General features: G+C 65.4%; 20 protein-coding genes. 1 reads left to right on the forward strand and 19 read right to left on the reverse strand.

Translation table 11 applies throughout. The features are described 5' to 3' along the window. Window positions 1-29 precede the first annotated feature (29 nt). The 3 genes from N4G63_RS06555 to N4G63_RS28385 form a co-directional block, all read right to left on the reverse strand. The gene (locus tag N4G63_RS06555; RefSeq protein WP_260785518.1) at window positions 30-482 is read right to left on the reverse strand and encodes a hypothetical protein; all 453 of its coding nucleotides are present in this window, start codon (window positions 480-482) and stop codon (window positions 30-32) included. Next, a complete protein-coding gene (locus N4G63_RS06560; RefSeq protein ID WP_260785517.1) occupies window positions 475-1,416 on the reverse strand; it encodes an IS1595 family transposase in 942 nt (313 codons plus the stop codon). Before N4G63_RS06560 ends, N4G63_RS06555 begins: the two co-directional genes overlap by 8 nt. A 65-nt stretch (window positions 1,417-1,481) precedes the next feature. Beyond that, window positions 1,482-2,063, reverse strand: coding sequence for an SPM autocatalytic domain-containing protein (locus N4G63_RS28385; protein ID WP_510182764.1), 582 nt, complete (start codon window positions 2,061-2,063; stop codon window positions 1,482-1,484). A 38-nt stretch (window positions 2,064-2,101) separates the two neighbouring features. On the opposite strand from N4G63_RS28385, the gene N4G63_RS06565 reads away from it, so the two are divergent. Then, the gene (locus N4G63_RS06565) at window positions 2,102-3,055 is read left to right on the forward strand and encodes an IS1595 family transposase (RefSeq protein WP_260785515.1); all 954 of its coding nucleotides are present in this window, start codon (window positions 2,102-2,104) and stop codon (window positions 3,053-3,055) included. 145 nt (window positions 3,056-3,200) lie between these two features. Here the strand turns inward: N4G63_RS06565 and N4G63_RS06570 are convergent, their stop codons facing one another. The 16 genes from N4G63_RS06570 to N4G63_RS06645 all read right to left on the reverse strand — a co-directional run bounded on the left by N4G63_RS06570 (window position 3,201) and on the right by N4G63_RS06645 (window position 17,353). Next, on the reverse strand, window positions 3,201-3,566 hold the full coding sequence (locus N4G63_RS06570; protein ID WP_260785514.1) for a hypothetical protein: 366 nt from the start codon (window positions 3,564-3,566) through the stop codon (window positions 3,201-3,203). Between the two features lie 20 nt (window positions 3,567-3,586). Further along, on the reverse strand, window positions 3,587-4,891 hold the full coding sequence (locus N4G63_RS06575) for a hypothetical protein (protein ID WP_260785513.1): 1,305 nt from the start codon (window positions 4,889-4,891) through the stop codon (window positions 3,587-3,589). Window positions 4,892-4,995: 104 nt separating this feature from the next. Continuing rightward, on the reverse strand, window positions 4,996-5,337 hold the full coding sequence (locus N4G63_RS06580; protein WP_314599489.1) for a hypothetical protein: 342 nt from the start codon (window positions 5,335-5,337) through the stop codon (window positions 4,996-4,998). Beyond that, window positions 5,291-6,673: an ABC transporter transmembrane domain-containing protein gene (locus tag N4G63_RS06585; RefSeq protein ID WP_314599490.1), complete on the reverse strand. Its 1,383-nt coding sequence runs from the start codon at window positions 6,671-6,673 to the stop codon at window positions 5,291-5,293. The genes N4G63_RS06580 and N4G63_RS06585 overlap by 47 nt, the downstream gene beginning before the upstream one ends. A gap of 205 nt (window positions 6,674-6,878) precedes the next feature. After that, window positions 6,879-7,298, reverse strand: a complete 420-nt coding sequence (locus N4G63_RS06590; protein ID WP_260785510.1) for a type II toxin-antitoxin system VapC family toxin — start codon at window positions 7,296-7,298, stop codon at window positions 6,879-6,881. Next, the gene (locus N4G63_RS06595; protein WP_260785509.1) at window positions 7,295-7,558 is read right to left on the reverse strand and encodes an antitoxin; all 264 of its coding nucleotides are present in this window, start codon (window positions 7,556-7,558) and stop codon (window positions 7,295-7,297) included. The genes N4G63_RS06590 and N4G63_RS06595 overlap by 4 nt, the downstream gene beginning before the upstream one ends. A 40-nt stretch (window positions 7,559-7,598) precedes the next feature. After that, window positions 7,599-8,513: an SDR family oxidoreductase gene (locus N4G63_RS06600; RefSeq protein ID WP_260785508.1), complete on the reverse strand. Its 915-nt coding sequence runs from the start codon at window positions 8,511-8,513 to the stop codon at window positions 7,599-7,601. Then, window positions 8,510-9,442, reverse strand: a complete 933-nt coding sequence (locus tag N4G63_RS06605) for a glutathione S-transferase family protein (RefSeq protein WP_260785507.1) — start codon at window positions 9,440-9,442, stop codon at window positions 8,510-8,512. Before N4G63_RS06605 ends, N4G63_RS06600 begins: the two co-directional genes overlap by 4 nt. Window positions 9,443-9,479: 37 nt before the next feature. Further along, window positions 9,480-11,180 carry an acyl-CoA dehydrogenase family protein gene (locus N4G63_RS06610; RefSeq protein ID WP_260785506.1) on the reverse strand — a complete coding sequence of 567 codons (1,701 nt, stop codon included), beginning with the start codon at window positions 11,178-11,180 and terminating at the stop codon, window positions 9,480-9,482. 16 nt (window positions 11,181-11,196) lie between these two features. Beyond that, window positions 11,197-11,586 carry a GNAT family N-acetyltransferase gene (locus tag N4G63_RS06615; protein WP_260786664.1) on the reverse strand — a complete coding sequence of 130 codons (390 nt, stop codon included), beginning with the start codon at window positions 11,584-11,586 and terminating at the stop codon, window positions 11,197-11,199. A 74-nt stretch (window positions 11,587-11,660) separates the two neighbouring features. After that, the gene (locus N4G63_RS06620; protein WP_260785505.1) at window positions 11,661-12,683 is read right to left on the reverse strand and encodes an NADP-dependent oxidoreductase; all 1,023 of its coding nucleotides are present in this window, start codon (window positions 12,681-12,683) and stop codon (window positions 11,661-11,663) included. Beyond that, window positions 12,680-13,243 (reverse strand): PaaI family thioesterase, encoded by a 564-nt coding sequence (locus N4G63_RS06625; protein WP_260785504.1) that lies wholly within the window; start codon window positions 13,241-13,243, stop codon window positions 12,680-12,682. Before N4G63_RS06625 ends, N4G63_RS06620 begins: the two co-directional genes overlap by 4 nt. 5 nt (window positions 13,244-13,248) lie before the next feature. Continuing rightward, window positions 13,249-14,040 (reverse strand): SDR family oxidoreductase, encoded by a 792-nt coding sequence (locus N4G63_RS06630; protein WP_260785503.1) that lies wholly within the window; start codon window positions 14,038-14,040, stop codon window positions 13,249-13,251. A gap of 33 nt (window positions 14,041-14,073) precedes the next feature. Beyond that, the gene (locus tag N4G63_RS06635; protein ID WP_260785502.1) at window positions 14,074-14,259 is read right to left on the reverse strand and encodes a hypothetical protein; all 186 of its coding nucleotides are present in this window, start codon (window positions 14,257-14,259) and stop codon (window positions 14,074-14,076) included. A gap of 41 nt (window positions 14,260-14,300) precedes the next feature. Further along, window positions 14,301-16,139 carry an acyl-CoA dehydrogenase gene (locus N4G63_RS06640; RefSeq protein ID WP_260785501.1) on the reverse strand — a complete coding sequence of 613 codons (1,839 nt, stop codon included), beginning with the start codon at window positions 16,137-16,139 and terminating at the stop codon, window positions 14,301-14,303. Window positions 16,140-16,177: 38 nt separating this feature from the next. Beyond that, window positions 16,178-17,353 carry an acetyl-CoA C-acyltransferase gene (locus N4G63_RS06645; protein WP_260785500.1) on the reverse strand — a complete coding sequence of 392 codons (1,176 nt, stop codon included), beginning with the start codon at window positions 17,351-17,353 and terminating at the stop codon, window positions 16,178-16,180. Window positions 17,354-17,398: the final 45 nt, after the last annotated feature.

The following is a 17,398-nucleotide window of genomic DNA, read 5'->3' on the forward strand; positions in this document are numbered from 1 at the left end:
TTGGGCCCCTTGTCTTTGGTGCAGCGAGATCAGGCGAAATGGGCGGGTTGTATCGGTACAGTGATACGCGCCAAATCTTCCTTATTCGTAAGCGCCTTAAAGGTCGCCTCGAAGGCTGCATTCGGAGCAAACGCGCCCATGGCTTCGATAAGTCTATGGACTATAGTCACTTGAGATTCTGACCCTCGCTCCAAGTAGTGCAGATCAGCGACCTCAATCACTTCCTTTGTGTCGATGCTGGGCAGGATTTCGGCCAACATCGTATCGGTTGCTTGATGCGTTCCCACCGGTGTCACCGCGCTTGAAAAGTTCGGGCCACTGTAGTCCGATGCATACCTGAAATACACGTCTCCCATTTCAACGACCTTCCCATCCTTAATGGCATATGAAGACTCGCCAATAAGATTGCTCTCGGACCATTTGTTGCTCACCTCATAGTGAACACCCAATTCCGCTACCTGATTCGAAACGAAGCTAAGCATGCCGAATGACGCGCTCGGTTGCGGCCTTGCCGCGACAGACATCGACGATGAGGCGGATGACGAGGCCGGCGAGGTCGAAGCGTCGGTTGAAGCGGTAGGCGAAGGCGCCGAGGTAGCGGTCGGCGTACTTGGCGTAGCCGAAGGCCTTGTAGGCACCCGAGAGCATGGTCTTGAGGTTGCTCAGGACGGTGTTGACCCACTTGAATTGCGGCAAGTCCCGGGGCTTGCGCTGGCCGACGACCTCGACCTGATGGGTGCAGCCGGCCTCGGTGACGGCGGCGAAGCATCCCAGGCCGTCGCTGAGCACCGAGCAGCCAGGCGCCAGATGCAGCCGTGCCCAGTGGGAGATGGCATCGCTGGAGAAGGCGGCTACCGGCGTGACCTTGAGGTACAGCGGATTGCCCTTGTCGTTGAGCGAGACCGCCGCGACGATGGGCACCTTGTTCTCCGAGCCGCGCCCGGGCTTGCCACCAGGGCGCTCGCCACCCAGGTAGGCGTCATCGATCTGCACGGCGCCCGACAGGCGGTGCTCGGCCTCACGCGAGGCCATGGCGGTCATGATCTTGTGGTGCATCAGCCAAGCGGTCGGGTAGCTGACGCCGAGGTGCCGCTTGAGTTCAAGGGCGGACATGCCGGTCTTGGCCTGGCTGATCAGGTAGATCGCGAGAAACCACCGGGTCAGCGGCAGCTTGGTGTTGCCGAACAGGCTGCCGGCGGTAACCGAGGTCTGCCGGTGACAGCTGTGGCACTGGTAGAGGTTGCGCCCGCTGCTCGAGACAACGCAGTGCGCCCGGCTACTGCAGCGCGGACAAACGAAACCCTGCGGCCAGCGCGCCTGACGAACCGCCTCAGCGCACGCAGCCTCGTTTCCGAAGCACTGCAGGAACTCGGGCATCGACATGCCTTGCTGAAACTGGATCGGGTTGTAGGCCACGGCTTGCACTCCTGGGTGAAGTGCATCCAGCCTATGGGCCAGGTGGCTCACCGGGTGAGCTAGGCTTAGCTTCGTTTCGAATCAGGTTCCGCTATGCCGTGTTGATCAAGCGTAGAGCCTTCTCCGGCATCGTAAGACCCGTTGGAATTCAAGTCTTGCCATACGACAAGATCAGAATACGCGGAATCCAGCTCATTCAATGCACCATCTGCATTCTCATCAAGCACAGCCAACTTCGCATATCCATCGCCCCTATTTGTACCGCCGAACATTTCACCCAGCCCATCAATAGCGCCATTCCGGTTCGCATCCATTGCCAAGAAGCCATCCGATTGGGTGAGCCAGCCCGTTTTGACCAATTTCTGGTCTGCGGAATAGCTAAAGTACGTCGAACTCTGGGAAAGCCTGAATGCCTGTAAACCATCACCGTTGAGATCAATAGCAATCGGAGATCCGTAGCGCGCTTCGTTTCCAGCCCATATGATGTAAAAATGTCGCTCCTTACTAGCACGACCAATCTTCTCGGACGCGATATCATAAAGATATTCATTTGCTGTGGTTTCATTCCAAAGACCGTCGCCTATCCAGGCTTCCGCCTCACCTGATTCGTCACGACTCTCAGCAGGATCACGCCATGAGCCAGTGATCTCGTAGGGTGACGCTCATCCCATCCGGAGAGCGCGCCATGCCGATGAACCGAGTCCAGTTCCAGCCCGGGGTGTCCATGCCCGAATTCTTCGAGCGCTACGGCACCGAAGAGAAGTGCGTTGCGGCGCTGACGGCCCTGCGCTGGCCGCAGGGTTTCCGCTGTCCGCGTTGTGACTTGCCGGCGCACTACATCGTCAGCCATGGCTCGCGTCGTCTGTTCCAGTGCCGTGGCTGCCGGCATCAAGCCTCGCTGACCGCTGGCACAGTGCTCGACAACACCAAGTTGCCACTGCGCACCTGGTTCCTGGCGATGTTCCTCATCAGCCAGGACAAGACGGGCCTGTCCTCGCTGGCCTTGATGCGCCATCTGGGCACCAGCTACCGTACTGCTTGGCTCATCCACCACAAGCTCATGGCCGCGCTGGCAGAACACGACTCGCACGAGCCCCTGAGCGGCAACGTGCAACTCGACGATGCCTACCTCGGCGGCGAGCGCCCTGGCGTGGGCGGGCGTGGTTCGCCCAACAAGGTGCCCATCGTGGCGGCCGTGCAGACCAATGACCTTGGTCGTCCGCTGCGGCTGAAGGTCTCGCCCGTGTCCACCTTCAGCCGCGAAGCCATCGCCCACTGGGCCCGCGCCAACCTGCTGCCCGGCACCGACGTGCGCAGCGACGGCCTGGCCTGCTTCGGCGGCGTCATCGATGCCGGCTGCGCCCACTCTTACGTCGTCGTGGCCGCGCGCAAGCCCCGCGAGTTGCCGCAGTTCACCTGGGTCAACACCATCCTGGGCAACCTCAAGACCATGATTCATGGCGCCCACAAAGCCTTCAAGTTCGGCAAGTACGCCCAACAATATCTCGGTGCCTTTGCCTACCGCTTCAACTCGCGCTTAGACCTCGCCGAACTGATGCGCAACCTGCTCGGCCATGCGGCACTCACCGCGCCGACGCGCGAGCGGCAGATTCGGGGCGTGGCTGAGAGTCATGACTAATCAGGTGGATCTGAGACCATGCACCACCAGTGAGCAGCAGTTGGTCGTGATCGGCGCCCTTCAGATCCTGGTTTGCGTTTCCCATCCACTTTTCGGTGGGCGTGAACTCGGTATCACGCAGCGCAATGACGAAACTGCCATCGATCTAGGACTCCAGCCGTGTCCCAGAAAACCCACTCTGCGGATCGTTCGGCTTTTGGTCGATCAGTGTGTACACGTTGACCACCTGCGCGGCTTCGATTGGCGCCAATGCGCTGCTGCCGTGCTGCTGATCTTCAGGGAGAGGCTCACCATTGTGCGTCTTTCGCCAATCCGTCTCTCTCGCCTTCAGCATGTCAGCGCTCAAGGTGCCAATTTGGAGCTTGTCCATAATAGCCGACTTCACTCTCAGGTCGCCCTTCACTGAGAAATCTATGCCATCGAAAAAAGCCTGTGAGACAGCCATCAGCCTATAGGCATTTTGATAGCGGCGTGCATCAGCCAGGGAAATTGAATCATTCGTAGAAGTCATTGGATTAGTACCCGCGGATATTATTCAATAGACACTGTCAGCCCGACATACGGATCAGGTGGCGGCAGAACCATCTTCTCAAATCTTTCTTGATGATCGCGACAGACCCTTTGTCCACGCCCGAGTAACCAAATAGCACTGCTTCTTGGTTCATCGTTGATGAGTGGCGCCCACAGGAAGTTGCGCCGCACCCCCAGCAGTTTATTGGTAGTGAGGTCGTACACAAGCACTTCATTGCCTGCAATGCCGAATTCACGGTCATGCGGGCTGCGCGCAATGCCGCGCCACATGAAACCATATTTGCTCTGCACCCGATCACCCATCTGGGCTTGAGGCGGGATATGGCCTCGCGATTTAAGATACGTGTGGAATTCATCCACATGAATGCTGTACACCCAATTGTCAACCTCGGGGCTTACCGGGGAAGGGAATGCAGGATTGAGGTGGCGCCTATCTTGGAACATGCGTATGTGCCCCTGTGGATCACGGTCATACTCCGGGTGTGTTGGCCACACTCGGGTGAACCGAACGAACCTCCCCGGCCCGTAGCGCGCCTGGTCAATCGGACGCGCTTGAGCCTCAGTAGTTACATACCCCTGTTCAGGGTTGTACTGCTCATAGGGCATAATCTTCAGCCCTTCCGCTGCCGCCCTGTCGTACCACTTCTTGTAATTGGATGAACTGCCATGCCTGCCAGGATACATACCTTCAACTTCCGGTTGGTAAAAGACACCTTTGTCGGCAGATACCGCACGCCCGACTGGATCCTCCCAGAAGTACTTGCTTGTCCGAACCCAGCCTTGTGAATACTCTTCTCGGGGCCGCATCTCGAACACGCTGTCTACACCTTCAACTTTATGGAAGATGAAGTCACCCGCTTCATTGGCGCACAGCCAATTGAAGTAGGCCTTGGCCACTTCGGGTGAATGCTGGCTGAGATCCAGCCCATGGGTTTGCGGCACAGCGGGCGGCTCTTCGGGCGTTATGCTGGTATTGGGAAAATACGCCGGTGGCGCGTTTTCTCGCAAAGCTGGGTCGTACTGCCGAGGCTTTAGGGCCTGGAGTTCTCTCTGGCGCCGCTGAGTGCGTTCAAACTCAGCCTGGTGGTAGCGCTGCGAGGCCTGCATGCGGGCCAGTTGCTCCGGGCTGGCAGGGGCTCGCGTGGCTTGTTCAGCAGCAGGCGTGGCCGGCAGCACACCTGCTGGCGCTGCCGTCGCAGGCCCGGTCCTTTCGGGCGCTTGCGCCCATGTAGTGAGCATGATTGCCGACAGACCCAGCGCAACGGTGCAACTGCGCCAGATGTGTTCAATTGGGGGTGATTTCATGGCGCCGACTCTCCCTTCTTAACTGCCCGCAACACCGCCCTGGCCATGTGCTCCGCCAGTTCGTCGTAGCGCGCCTGGCAGACGAAACCCGAGACGACGGTTGGCTACGCAATCTCGATGGACCACAACACACCGCCTTGGCCCCGCGGGCCCATCAGCGTCAGGCTCACGCGCAACTGGTAGGCGCAGCTGGCACCGGCGTTGACGCAGTTTTGTGTCATCGACACCGGCCGCACCCGCAGGCTCAGCCAGTCATCACCCGCGGCGGCAAAGCTGGGGTGGTTCCAGTCGATCAGTTCCGGCGGCCGGGTGCTGTGCACCAGCGCGGCAATGCCTGCCGCGCGCAAGGCCGCAGGCAGCTTGTTTTCAACCGAGACGCGCAGGGTCTCGATGATGTCGTCACGCCTGCGCTGCTGCCAGTCGTTTAGGCCACCAGTAGGCCCCATGCGCGCAGCTTCGTAGGCCACCCTCAGGCCCGGGGTGCTGATGGGCAAGGGCACTGAGGCGTAGCGGTCGCGCTCCTGGCTTGCGCAGGCGCCCAGCAGGGCCAGGCAGGCCAGCGGCAGCCAGCGCATGCGCATCAGTGTGCGGCTTGTGATCGTCGTATGGAGGTGCATTCAGTTCTCGGCCTCTTGGTGTGCCGGCGCAGGGGGGCTGGCTGTGGCCAGGGTTGAGATGGCCTCGTCCAGTCCCGGTTTCCACCAGCAGTGCCTGATTCTCAGCACCACGCGCAAACTTCTCGTTCAATCGTCCTCGCAGCACTGGCACGATGCCCAGACTGAGCAGCATGTACAAGGGCAGCGACGCCAGCACAATCAAGGTGGGCGGCACGCTGTAGACCAACATCACCGCAATGAACACCACCGAGAACAGAACATCCAGCACCAGGGTGAGCGCATTGCCGGTGAGAAATTGGCGAATGTTCTCCAGCTCACGCACCCGCGCCACCGAGTCACCCACCCGACGCGCCTGAAAGTAGGCAAGCGGCAGGCTCAACAGATGGCGAAACAGCCGCGAGCTCAACTCCACATCGATGCGGCTGGTGGTGTGGCTGAATACATAGGCACGCAGCACGGTGAGCGCGCTCTCAAACAGCGTGATCACCACCAGGCCGATGATCAAGACATCCAGCGTGGTATAGCCCCTGTGCACCAACACCTTGTCCATCACCGCCTGAAAGAACAGCGGCGATACCAGCGCGAACAACTGCAGGAACAGTGAGGCCAGCAAGGCCTCACCAAACAGCCGGCGGTACTTCACCAGGCTGGGGATGAACCAGGAGGAGTCGAACTTCGCCAGTTCGCCGGCCAGGCTGGCATGGCTGGCGATCAGGATCAGTTCGCCTTGCCATGCTTCAGCAAAGGCGTCCAAGGGCAGGATCGTGGGGCGCACGGCCTGGCCCTCGCCCCCGGCCGATGGGTCCAGCAGCAATACGCGCTGGCCATCACATTGGGCCAGCACCACGGTGCGGCCATCACGCATCAGCGCCAAGGCGGGCAAAGCGGCCAAGGCCAGGCGCTGAGCGCTTGTCTTGACGACCCGTGCCCGCAAGCCGATCTCTCGGGCTGCGTTCAGCAAATCGTCGCGGGTCAGATCAGCGCTGGCGCTGAGGCCCAGTTGATGTTTGAGGGTGTCTGGCTCGGCCGCCACATGGTGCATGCGTGCCACGATGCACAAGGCACGCAGGCCGACATCTCTTGCGTCGGGCAGAGGAGCCTCTGCCTCGAATACATCGGAGCCATCAGCCGCAATAGCCGCAGCTGAATCTTGCAAACGATTCACTGCCAAGAAGCCTCTACGGACACGTTTCGAGCCCGCCCTCCGCTAGACAAGACCAGAGAAGCAAGCTCAGTGCGTGGCTTTGCGCTTCTTCTCGGCCAGTCTATGTGAGGCCCATGTCAGCGAATTGTTAGCGAATGCATGAGGCATCAATTGGTTTGTGGATGCGCCTTGGAAGCCACCTCACACTTGCTGCGAGCTGCATCGGTCAAGCCCCCGCACCCGCCACCCAGTCTTCGACACGCAATCCGGCCACGCGGCCAAACTCCCGAGTGTTGTGCGTCACCAGCGCGGCATCTTCGGCCAAGGCATGGCTGGCGATCCACAGGTCATTGGCGCAAATGGGTGTGCCGGCGTCCTTCAGCCGCGTGGCCTGTTCGGCATAGTGGCGGCAGATGGCCGGGCCGCTGGGGTAGCGCACGGGCACCTGCCGCGCCAGCAATTCCAGCCTGCGCAAGACCTCGACCTTGCGGGTGCTGCGTTCCGCCCCCTTGAGCAGTTCAGCCCAGGTGACGAATGACATGCAAAGGCTGTCTTCTGCCGGCATCGCGTCAATGCGCTGCGCGATGCCCGGCGGCTGGTTCTTGATCAGGTAGATCAGGATGTTGGTGTCGAGCAGGTAGATCACAGCCCTTCCCGCTCCTGCGCGGGCAAGGGCTTGCTCTGCTCGGCGTCCAGCGCCGCAATGAAACTGCCGTCCACCTCACCCAGCGCTTGCAGGGCCTGCATCAGGGCGGCACCGCGCGGCACACGCAAGGGGTGAATCACCAGATCACCGGCCTCATTGCGGGTGATGCTCACCCGGTCGGTGTCGAGCCGAAACTCGGCCGGAATGCGCACGGCCTGGCTGTTGCCGTTGTTGAACACCCGCGTCGTGAGCGTTTCCATGGCACACCTCATGTGTGTACATTAAGGTGTGCATCATAGATCAGCCGCGCAACTGTGCCTTCAACTGCGCGCCCACCTCGGGCCGCTCCTTGAACGGATCGGTGGGGTTGCGCTGCAGCTGAATGTCTTCCAGCCGCAATTGCACGCCACCCAGGGCCTTGGGGTGGCTGAAGACGTAGAAGCGGTTCTCGCGCAGCGCGTCAAACACGAAGCCGGCCACCTCGGCCGCACTCACCTTGCCGCTGCCCACGGCTTTGTCGCTCATGGCTTGGGCGATCAATTGGCTTTTGGTGGGGCCACCGGCGTTGGCCATGCCAGCCGGGCGGTTGCGTTCGCTCTGGTGGATGCCGGTGGGCACGAAATACGGGCACAGCACATGGGCGTGCACTTGCTCGGTGACCAGGCCCAGGTCTTGATAAAGCGTTTCGCTGAGCGTCACCACCGCATGCTTGCTGACGTTGTAGACGCCCATGTTGGGCGGGCTCAGCAAGCCGGCCATCGAGGCGGTGTTGACGATGTGTCCTTCGTAGTCCGGGTCGGCCTGGGCGGCGGCCAGCATCATCGGCGTGAACAGGCGCACGCCGTGCACCACGCCCCACAGGTTGACGCCCAGCGTCCATTCCCAGTCCTGCACCGAGTGTTCCCACACCAGGCCGCCGGTTGCGATGCCGGCGTTGTTGAACACGAAGTGCGGTGCGCCAAAGGTCTCGTGCACGGTCTTGGCCAGCGATTCCATCGCGGTGGCCTGGCTCACGTCCACACGCTGCGACAGCACGCGGCCGCCCTGCCCCGCGGCCAGCGCGGCCACCTCGGCCTCGGCGCTGGCCAGCGCATCGGCCTGCACATCCACCAGCACCACGTTCATGCCTTCGCGCGCGGCAATGCGTGCGCACTCCAGGCCGAAGCCCGAGGCACCGCCGGTGAGTACCGCGGTGCGGCCCTTGAATGTCTTCATGCGCTTTGCTCCTTGCGAATCTGGAAGCCCTGGCGGGGAAAGTGCACGTGCACGGCGCCGGCACGCTCGTCGCGGCGGGCAATCGTCACGCTCTCGGGGCCCAGGCCCACCAGCGTGCCGGCCACCGGGTCGGTGCCGTAGTCCACCGCCGCCACGGTGACGGCCTGGCCGGGCTCGAAGCCCAGGCCCGGCTGCACCGTGGTGGGGGCGTGGCCTCCGGCGGCGGCGGCCATGGCCACCGCCTCGCTGCTGGCCAGATCCTGGTGCGTGCCATGGCCGATGGCCAGCATGCTGTCGAGCCAGGCATTCAGCGCGGCATGGGGTGCCAGGATCTCGGCCACCGGGCCGGCCCGGCGCACAAACCACAGGCAATGCGCCACCGAAAAATCGGCGATCGAGCGCTCGGCGCCCAGCAGCCAAGGCGTGCCGCGGGCCAGTTGCGCATCCAGCGCCGCCAGCGCGGCCTGCAACTGCACCGTGGCATCGGCCAGCGTGGGCCGCGCCATGCCGGCGGTGAAGGCGGCGCGGTCGCTGCGAAAGGCCTTCACCGTCTCGGGCGTCGGGTTGGGCAGGATGGCGGCCGCGCCGGCCGGCTGCATGGCCACCGTGGCCGCCAGCCAGAACAGCGTGTAGTCGGCCCATTGCGCCAGCGGCGCCGCCAGTGGCGCGCTGGCCGGGTAGAGGCTGGGCGTGGGCTGGCGCGCCTCGAGCACGCGGGCCATCAGCGCGGTGTCGCAGTACACGTCGGCGCCAATCTGCAGCAGCGGCGTCTTGCGGTAGCCGCCGGTCAACGCCAGCACGTCGGGCTTGGGCATCACGCTGGGGATGATCACCGAGCGCCAGGCCAGGCCCTTGGCACCCAGCAGCAGCCGCGCCTTCTCGGCAAACGGCGACATCGGGTAGTGGTGCAGGATCAGTTCATGGCGCATGGTCGGTGTCTCCTTGTCGGATCGGTCGCGGCTGGCGTCACTGCAGCAGGGCGCGCTGCACGATGGCATCGAGGTCGCAGCCTGCAGGCAGTGCGCCAAACACATCGCAGCCCTCGGCCAGGCGGCCGGCGCAAAAGGCCTGGAACACGGCATCGGTGCTGTGCTGGCGCAGCAGCGCGGCCTGCAGCACCAGGGCGGTGTCGCGCGCCAGGCGGCGGGCGCGGGCCTCGCTGAAATCGGAGGATGGGCCGCCGTCCAGGCCATCGAGCACGCGGGCCAGTGCGGCGTCGAGTGCCGGGTGCGCGCCCCGGGCTGGCCGCATCTCATGCGCCAGGGCCTCGGCCACCGGGCCGCTGCGCAGCGCGCGCAGCAGGTCGACGGCCATGATGTTGCCGGCGCCCTCCCAGATCGAGTTGAGCGGCATCTCGCGGTAGATGCGGGCCATCACGCCTTCGCCGCCCTCCTCGACATAGCCGTTGCCACCCAGGCATTCCATGGCCTCCTGCGCAAAGGCCGCGCCGCGCTTGCAGATCCAGAACTTGGCAATCGGCGTGAGCACGCGGCCGATCAGCTTCTCGTGGCCCGAGGCATCGTTGCCGTTCTCGGTGGCATCCACCGCGCGCGCCAGGCGCAGCGCCAGCGCGGTGGCGGCTTCGCTTTCGAGTGCCAGATCGGCCAGCACGTTCTTCATCATCGGCTGCTCGATCAGGCGCTTGCCAAAGGCCTCGCGCTGCGCCGTGTGGTGCAGCGCAATTGACAGCGCCTGGCGCATCAGCCCGGCGCTGCCCAGCGCGCAATCCAGGCGCGTGAGCATGCCCATGGCCAGGATCTGAGGGATGCCGCGGCCCTCATCGCCCACACGCCAGCCGATGGCGCCGTGAAACTCGACCTCGCTGCTGGCATTGGCATGGTTGCCCAGCTTGTCTTTCAGGCGCTGCACGCGCAGCGCGTTCAGGCCGCCGCCCTGCCCGCCCGGCACCCAGTCGGGCAGCCAGCGCGGCACGAAAAAGCAGCTCAGGCCGGCGGGGGTGCGCGCCAGCACCAGGTGCGCGTCGCACATCGGCGCCGAGAAGAACCACTTGTGGCCGGTGATGCGGTAGCGCTGGCCCCAGGCATCCTGATTGTCTTGACCATCGGGCACGGCTTCGGTGCTGTTGGCGCGCACATCGGAGCCGCCCTGCTTCTCGGTCATGCCCATGCCCATGGTCAGGCCGCGCTTTTGATCGAAGGGCAGGAAACGCTCGTCGTAGGTGGTGCTGGCCAGGCCCGGGCCCCAGGCGGCATGGATGGCCGGGTTGTCGCGCAGCGCGGCATTGGCCGCATAGGTCATCGAGATCGGGCACAGCATGCTGGGCTCGGCCTCGGTGAACAGCATCATGGCCGCGGCACGGCGGATGTGGCCGCCCGGCCCCTGCGTGAACGGCGTGCCGTGCAGGCCGGCGCGCATGGCGGCGGCCATCAGCGTGTGGTAGCTGGGGTGGAACTCGACCTCGTCGATGCGGCGGCCCTGGCGGTCATGGGTGTGCAGCACGGGCTGGTGCCGGTTGGCCAGGCGCGCATGGCGCTGCATCTCGGCCGAGCCGGCCTCGGCGCCCAGCGCGATGAACGGCGCCTCGTCCACCCCAGGCAGGTTGAAGGCCAGCGCATCGCGCAGCGCCTGGTTGCCGGCATACAGGTTGGCGCCCACCAGGGTTTCGGCCTGGTTGACGACCTCGTGCGTGATCACCGATGCGCTCATGGCTGTCTCCGTGGGTTCAGGGCGCCCGCAGCATCTGCACATGCGGGATGTCGTCTTCGAGGTAGGGCTCGCCCACCGTGGCAAAGCCGTGGCGGCGGTAGTAGCCCTGCAGGTGCGCCTGGGCGCTGATGCGGTTGCCGCGGCCGGGCCAGGTGGCGTCACACCGCGCCACCGCCTCGGCCACCAGTGCATGGCCGGCGCCGGTGCCGCGCAGCGCGGCGTCCACCACCACGCGGCCGATGGACGGCTCGTCGTACTTCAGGCCGGGGTCGACCACGCGCAGGTAGGCGCGCAGCTCACCCTGCGCATCGCGGCCGAACAGGTGCCAGCTGGCCTGATCCAGCCCGTCGGGGTCCAGGTACGGCCCCTGCTCCAGGATGAAGATGCGGCAGCGCAGCGCCAGCATCTCGTAGACCTGCTGGCCGGTCAGCGCATCAAAGCGCTGCCAGGCCCATTGCAAGGGCTGGGCGCTCACCGGGTTCAGACCAGCTTGACCAGCTGCTTGCCGAAGTTCTTGCCCTTCAAGAGGCCCAGAAAGGCCTCGGGCGCGGCGGCCAGATCGGGCGCCACGCTCTCGCGGTATTTCAGCTTGCCGCCGGCCACCATGGCGCCCAGTTCGGCCAGCGCCGCGGGCCAGTGCTGCATGTGCTCGCCGACGATGAAGCCTTCAACCTTCATGCGGTTGATCAGGATGAGCTGGGGCGCCGCCATCGGGATCGGCTGGCCGCTGTAGCCGCTGATCATGCCGCACATGGCAATGCGCGAGAACGCGTTGGCGCGCAGCATCACGGCGTCCAGCACCATGCCGCCCACGTTCTCGAAATAGCCGTCGATGCCCTGCGGGCAGGCCTCTTTCAGCGCCTGCGACAGGCTGCGCAGGTCGGCATGGGCCTTGTAGTCGACGCAGGCGTCGAAGCCCAGTTCTTCCACCACGTAGCGGCACTTGTCGGCACCGCCGGCCACGCCCACGGCGCGCGCACCGCGGGTCTTGGCCAGCTGGCCCACGGCCCCGCCCACCGCGCCGCTGGCGGCCGACACCACCACGGTCTCACCGGCCTTGGGCGCGATGATCTGGGTGAGGCCATACCAGGCCGTGACGCCGGGCATGCCCACCGCCCCCAGGTAGGCCGACAGCGGGATCTGCGTGGCGTCCACCTTGCGCAGCAGGCCGCGCTGGGTGGCATCCACCACCGCATACAGCTGCCAGCCGCCCATGCCCACCACGGTGTCGCCCACCGCGAAGTGGCTGCTGCGCGTGGCCACCACCTCGCCCACGGTGCCGCCGATCATGGTCTCGTCCAGCGGCTGCGGGTTGGCATAGCTCTTGGACTCGCTCATGCGGCCGCGCATGTAGGGGTCGAGGCTCAGGTAGTGATGGCGCACCAGCACCTGGCCGTCCTGCAGCTCGGGCACCGGCACGGTCTCGAGGCGGAAGTTGTCGGGCGTGGGTTCGGCGGCCGGACGGCTGGCCAGCACGATGCGTTGGTTATGGGTGGGGTTCATGGGGTCTCCTGGTCGGGGGCGTCAGGGGTGTGTGCGGCCTCGGTCCCGCCGGCTTGCGCCAAGGGGCCGAGCGGGCCCTCGGCAGGCAGGAGCGACGCGTCGTGGAGGCGGCGTTTTGCCAGTCCCCTGAGGTACTTGAAGGTGCCGCTGGCGGTGGCGCAGAGCTGGCCGCGGTCGTCGAACACCTGGCCTTCGCAGAAGGCCATCGTGGCGGTGGCATGCAGCAGCCGGCCCACGGCACGCAGCTGGTGCTCGGCCGGGCGCATGAAGCTGGTCTTCATCTCGATGGTGGCCACGCCCTGGCCGGCGGCATTGCCGCTGCGTGCGGCCATGGCCATGGCCACGTCCAGCAGGGTCATCACCACGCCGCCGTGGGCCACGTCCCAGGTGTTGAGGTGGCCGGCGTCGAGGTCGACGCGCAACTCGGCCTCGCCGTCGCCATAGCGGTGCAGCGCGAAGCCCAGCGTCTCGACAAAAGGCACCTTGGCCGGAAAGTCCAGCGGCGAGGGCTTGGCGCCCGCGCGGCGGCGCACCGGTGGTTTTGAATCGTTGCTGCTCATGTTGCTCATTGCGCCAGTACCGCCGTCACGCCGCCATCCACCGCCAGGGTCTGGCCGGTGATGTGCTTGCCGGCATCGCTGGCCAGCAGCAGCACGGCGCCCTTGAGGTCGTCGTCGTCGCCCAGGCGGCGCATCGGCGCGCGCGCGGCCATGGCCTCGGCGCCCACCAGCTCGATCATGTGGTCGGCCATCTTGCTGTGAAAGTAGCCCGGCGCGATGGCGTTGACCGTGATGCCGTGTTCGCCCCACTCGCAGGCCAGGGCGCGCGTGAGGTTCACCACCGCCGCCTTGCTGGTGTTGTAGGCCACGGTCTCCTGGCCTGGCGGGTTGCCGCCAAAGGCCGTCATCGAGGCGATGTTGACGATGCGGCCGCGGCGCCGCGGGATCATGCAGCGCTTGCCGATCTGCTGGCTGAACAGGAACACGCTGCGCACGTTGAGGCCCATCACCTTGTCCCAGGCGGCCAGCGGGTGGTCTTCGGCCGGTGCGCCCCAGGCCGCGCCGGCGTTGTTGACCAGGATGTCCACATCGCCCAGGCGCTGCAGCGTCTCGTTGCAGATGTGGGTGATGTCGTCGGGCTGGGCCGCATCACCGGCCACCCAGCGGGCATCGATGCCACGCTCGGCCAGCTGGGCCACGGCCTCCTGCAGCTCGGCGCTCTTGCGCGCGGTGAGCATCACCTTGGCGCCGGCCTCGCCCAGGGCTTCGGCCATCTGCAGGCCCAGGCCGCGCGAGCCGCCGGTGACCAGGGCCACGCGGCCGCTCAGGTTGAACAGTTGCTGGATCGCGGTGCCCATGTCATGCAGCTTCCATGTGTTGCGGGGTGACGCTCACTCGCGCATGCGCGAGCGCAGGTAGATCAGCAGCACACCCAGCGCCGCCACCAGGCTGCCCCAGGTGACCAGGCTTTCGCCCAGCACCAGCCCGTAGCGCTCGGCCGCCAGGCCGGTGCACACGCCCAGCAGGCCGCCATAGATCAGCACCCACACCCAGATTTCGACGACAGACGGTTTCATGCCCGCCAGTGTGCGCCCGCGGCAACATCCCCATGCGGCGCTCAGAACCAGTCGTCGTGCATCTCGCGGCACAGCGCCTCGCGCCGGGCCACCACGCCCAGCCAGGCATCCACCCGCGGCAGCTCGTAGGCATAGAAGTAGCGGCAGGCCTGCAGCTTGCCCTGGGCAAAGGCCTCGGGCACCGCGGCCGCCGAGCGGCGCACGCACAGCGCCACGTCCAGCCACACCCAGGCCAGCACCACATGGCCAAAGGCCTGCAGGTAGGGCGTGGCGTTGGCCAGCGCGTCTTCGGGCACGCCGGTGGACCAGGCGGCCTTGGTGGCCGCGCCCAGCTTCTGCAGCGCCACGGCCAGCGCCGCGCCATGTTCGGCCAGGCCATCCACCTGCCCGGCCTGCTCGATGCTGCGGTTGATGGTGCCGGCCAGCAGCGCCAGGCCCTTGCCGCCTTCCATCACCACCTTGCGGCCTAGCAGGTCGAGGCCCTGGATGCCATGCGTGCCCTCGTGGATCATGTTCAGGCGGTTGTCGCGCCAGTACTGCTCCACCAGAAAGTCGCGTGTGTAGCCGTAACCGCCGTGCACCTGGATGGCCAGACTGTTGGCCTCGAGGCACCACTCGCTGGGCCAGCTCTTGGCGATCGGGGTCAGTACCTCGAGCAGCCATTTGGCATCGTGCGCAGCCTCGGGCGCGCCGGTGTGCTGCTCGTCGACCAGGCGGGCGCAGTACAGCGCCAGCGCCAGCGCGCCTTCCGAGTACGACTTCTGCGCCAGCAGCATGCGCTTGACATCGGCATGCGCAATGATCGGCACCTGTGGCGCCGCGGCATCCTTGCCGCCAATGCCGATGGCGCGGCCCTGCGGCCGTTGGCGCGCATAGGCCAGGCTGGCTTCATAACCCGCCATGCCCAGCATGGTGGCCGCCATGCCCACGCCAATGCGTGCCTCGTTCATCATGTGGAACATGCAGGCCAGGCCCTGGCCCGGCTGGCCCACCAGGTAGCCCACCGCCCCCGCCTGGCCGCCGGGCTTGAACTGGCCTTCGCCAAAGTTCAGCAGCGTGTTGGTGGTGCCGCGCCAGCCGCACTTGTGGTTCAGGCCGGCCAGCGCCACGTCGTTGCGCTCGCCGGTGAGTCGGCCTTCGGTGTCCACCAGCTTCTTGGGCACGACGAACAGCGAGATGCCCTTGACGCCCGGAACCGTCTTGCCATCGGGCCCCGGGATCTTGGCCAGCACCAGGTGGATGATGTTCTCGGTGAGCTCGTGCTCGCCGGCCGAGATCCACATCTTGTTGCCCTTGAGGCGGTAACGCGGGCCCAGCGGATCGGCTTCGTGCCCTGCCCCATCCGGCGTGGCGCGGGTGGCCACATCGCTCAGGCTGGAGCCGGCCTGCGGCTCGCTCAGGCACATGGTGCCCGAGAAGCGGCCGGAGAACTCGTTGAGCGCGAACACGCGCTTTTGCGCCTCGGTGCCATGCGCCATCAGCAGGTTGGCATTGCCCACGCTGAGCATGCCCGAGCCGATGCTGACCGAGGCCTTGGCAAAGAAGGCGTTGGCCGCGGCCTCCACGGTGTAGGGCAGCTGCATGCCGCCGATGTCGTAGTCTTGCGCGGCGCTGAGCATGCCCGATTCGGCGTACGCATCCCAGGCCGCCTGGGTGGCGGCCGGCAGGATCACCTTGTCGCCGCCGGCACCTGAAACGACACGCGGCTCCTCCACATCCACCAGACGGTTGAAGGGCGCGTATTTTTCGCGCGCAATGCGCTCGCAGGTGTCGAGCACCTGGGCAAAGGTTTCGGGCGAATGGTCGGCAAAGCGCTCACGCTCGGTGAGCGCGGCCACGTTCAGCCAGTGCCGCAGCAGAAAATCGACGGTGTCGCGCATCGGTTCAATCAGTCTCGGTTCAGCAGCTCAGCGCAGCGTCAAAGCACCTCGAACACACCGGCCGCGCCCATGCCGCCGCCAATGCACATGGTCACGCACACGCGCTTGGCGCCGCGGCGCTTGCCTTCGATCAGCGCATGGCCGGTCAGGCGCTGGCCGCTCACACCGTAGGGGTGGCCCACGGCGATGGCACCGCCATTGACGTTGAGCCGGTCCATCGGGATGCCCAGCGTGTCAGCGCAGTACAGCACCTGCACCGCGAAGGCTTCGTTCAGCTCCCACAGGTCGATGTCGCTCACCTTCAGGCCCAGCTTCTTCAGCACCTTGGGCACGGCAAACACCGGGCCGATGCCCATCTCGTCGGGCTCGCAGCCGGCCACGGCAAAGCCGAGAAAACGGCCCAGCGGCTTCAGGCCCTTTTGCTGGGCATAGCTGTCACTCACCAGCACGCAGGCGCCGGCGCCGTCACTGAACTGGCTGGCATTGCCGGCGGTGACCACGCCGCCCGGCACGGCCGAGCGGATGCCGCGGATCGACTCGAGCGTGGTGCCCGGGCGCAGGCCTTCGTCGGCCGACACGGTGACTTCCTTGCTGCGCAGGCCCAGCTGGGCGTCGGCCACGCCGGCGGTCACGGTGATCGGCGCGATTTCGTCCTTCAACAGCCCGGCTTCCTGCGCGGCGCAGGCCTTTTGCTGGCTGGCCACGCCGTACTCGTCCATGCGCTCCTTGGCCACGTTGTAGCGCTTGGCCACGTTCTCGGCCGTCTGCAGCATGTTCCAGTAGATCTCGGGCTTGAGCTTCAGCAGCGAGGTGTCCTGGATCATGTGCATGTTCATCTCCTGCTGCACGCAGGAGATGCTCTCCACACCACCGGCCACGTACACATCGCCCTCGCCGGCAATGATGCGCTGCGCGGCCATCGCGATGGTCTGCAGGCCGCTGGAGCAAAAGCGGTTGATCGTGACGCCGCTCACCGTGATCGGCAGACCGGCCTTCAGCAGGGCCTGGCGGGCGATGTTCATGCCGGTGGCGCCCTCGGGGTTGGCGCAGCCCATCAGCACGTCTTCAATCGCGCCGGCGTCGATGCCGGCACGTTGCACCGCGTGCGCGATGGCATGGCCGCCCAGCGTGGCGCCATGGGTCATGTTGAAGGCGCCCTTCCAGCTCTTGGCAAGCGGGGTGCGGGCGGTGGAGACGATGACGGCGTCGGTCATGTTGGCAAGCTCCTTGGGGAGAATCTGGACGAGATGGAAAGAAGG

Origin of the sequence: Aquabacterium sp. OR-4 (assembly GCF_025290835.2) — a bacterium.
Lineage (GTDB): Bacteria > Pseudomonadota > Gammaproteobacteria > Burkholderiales > Burkholderiaceae_C > Pseudaquabacterium.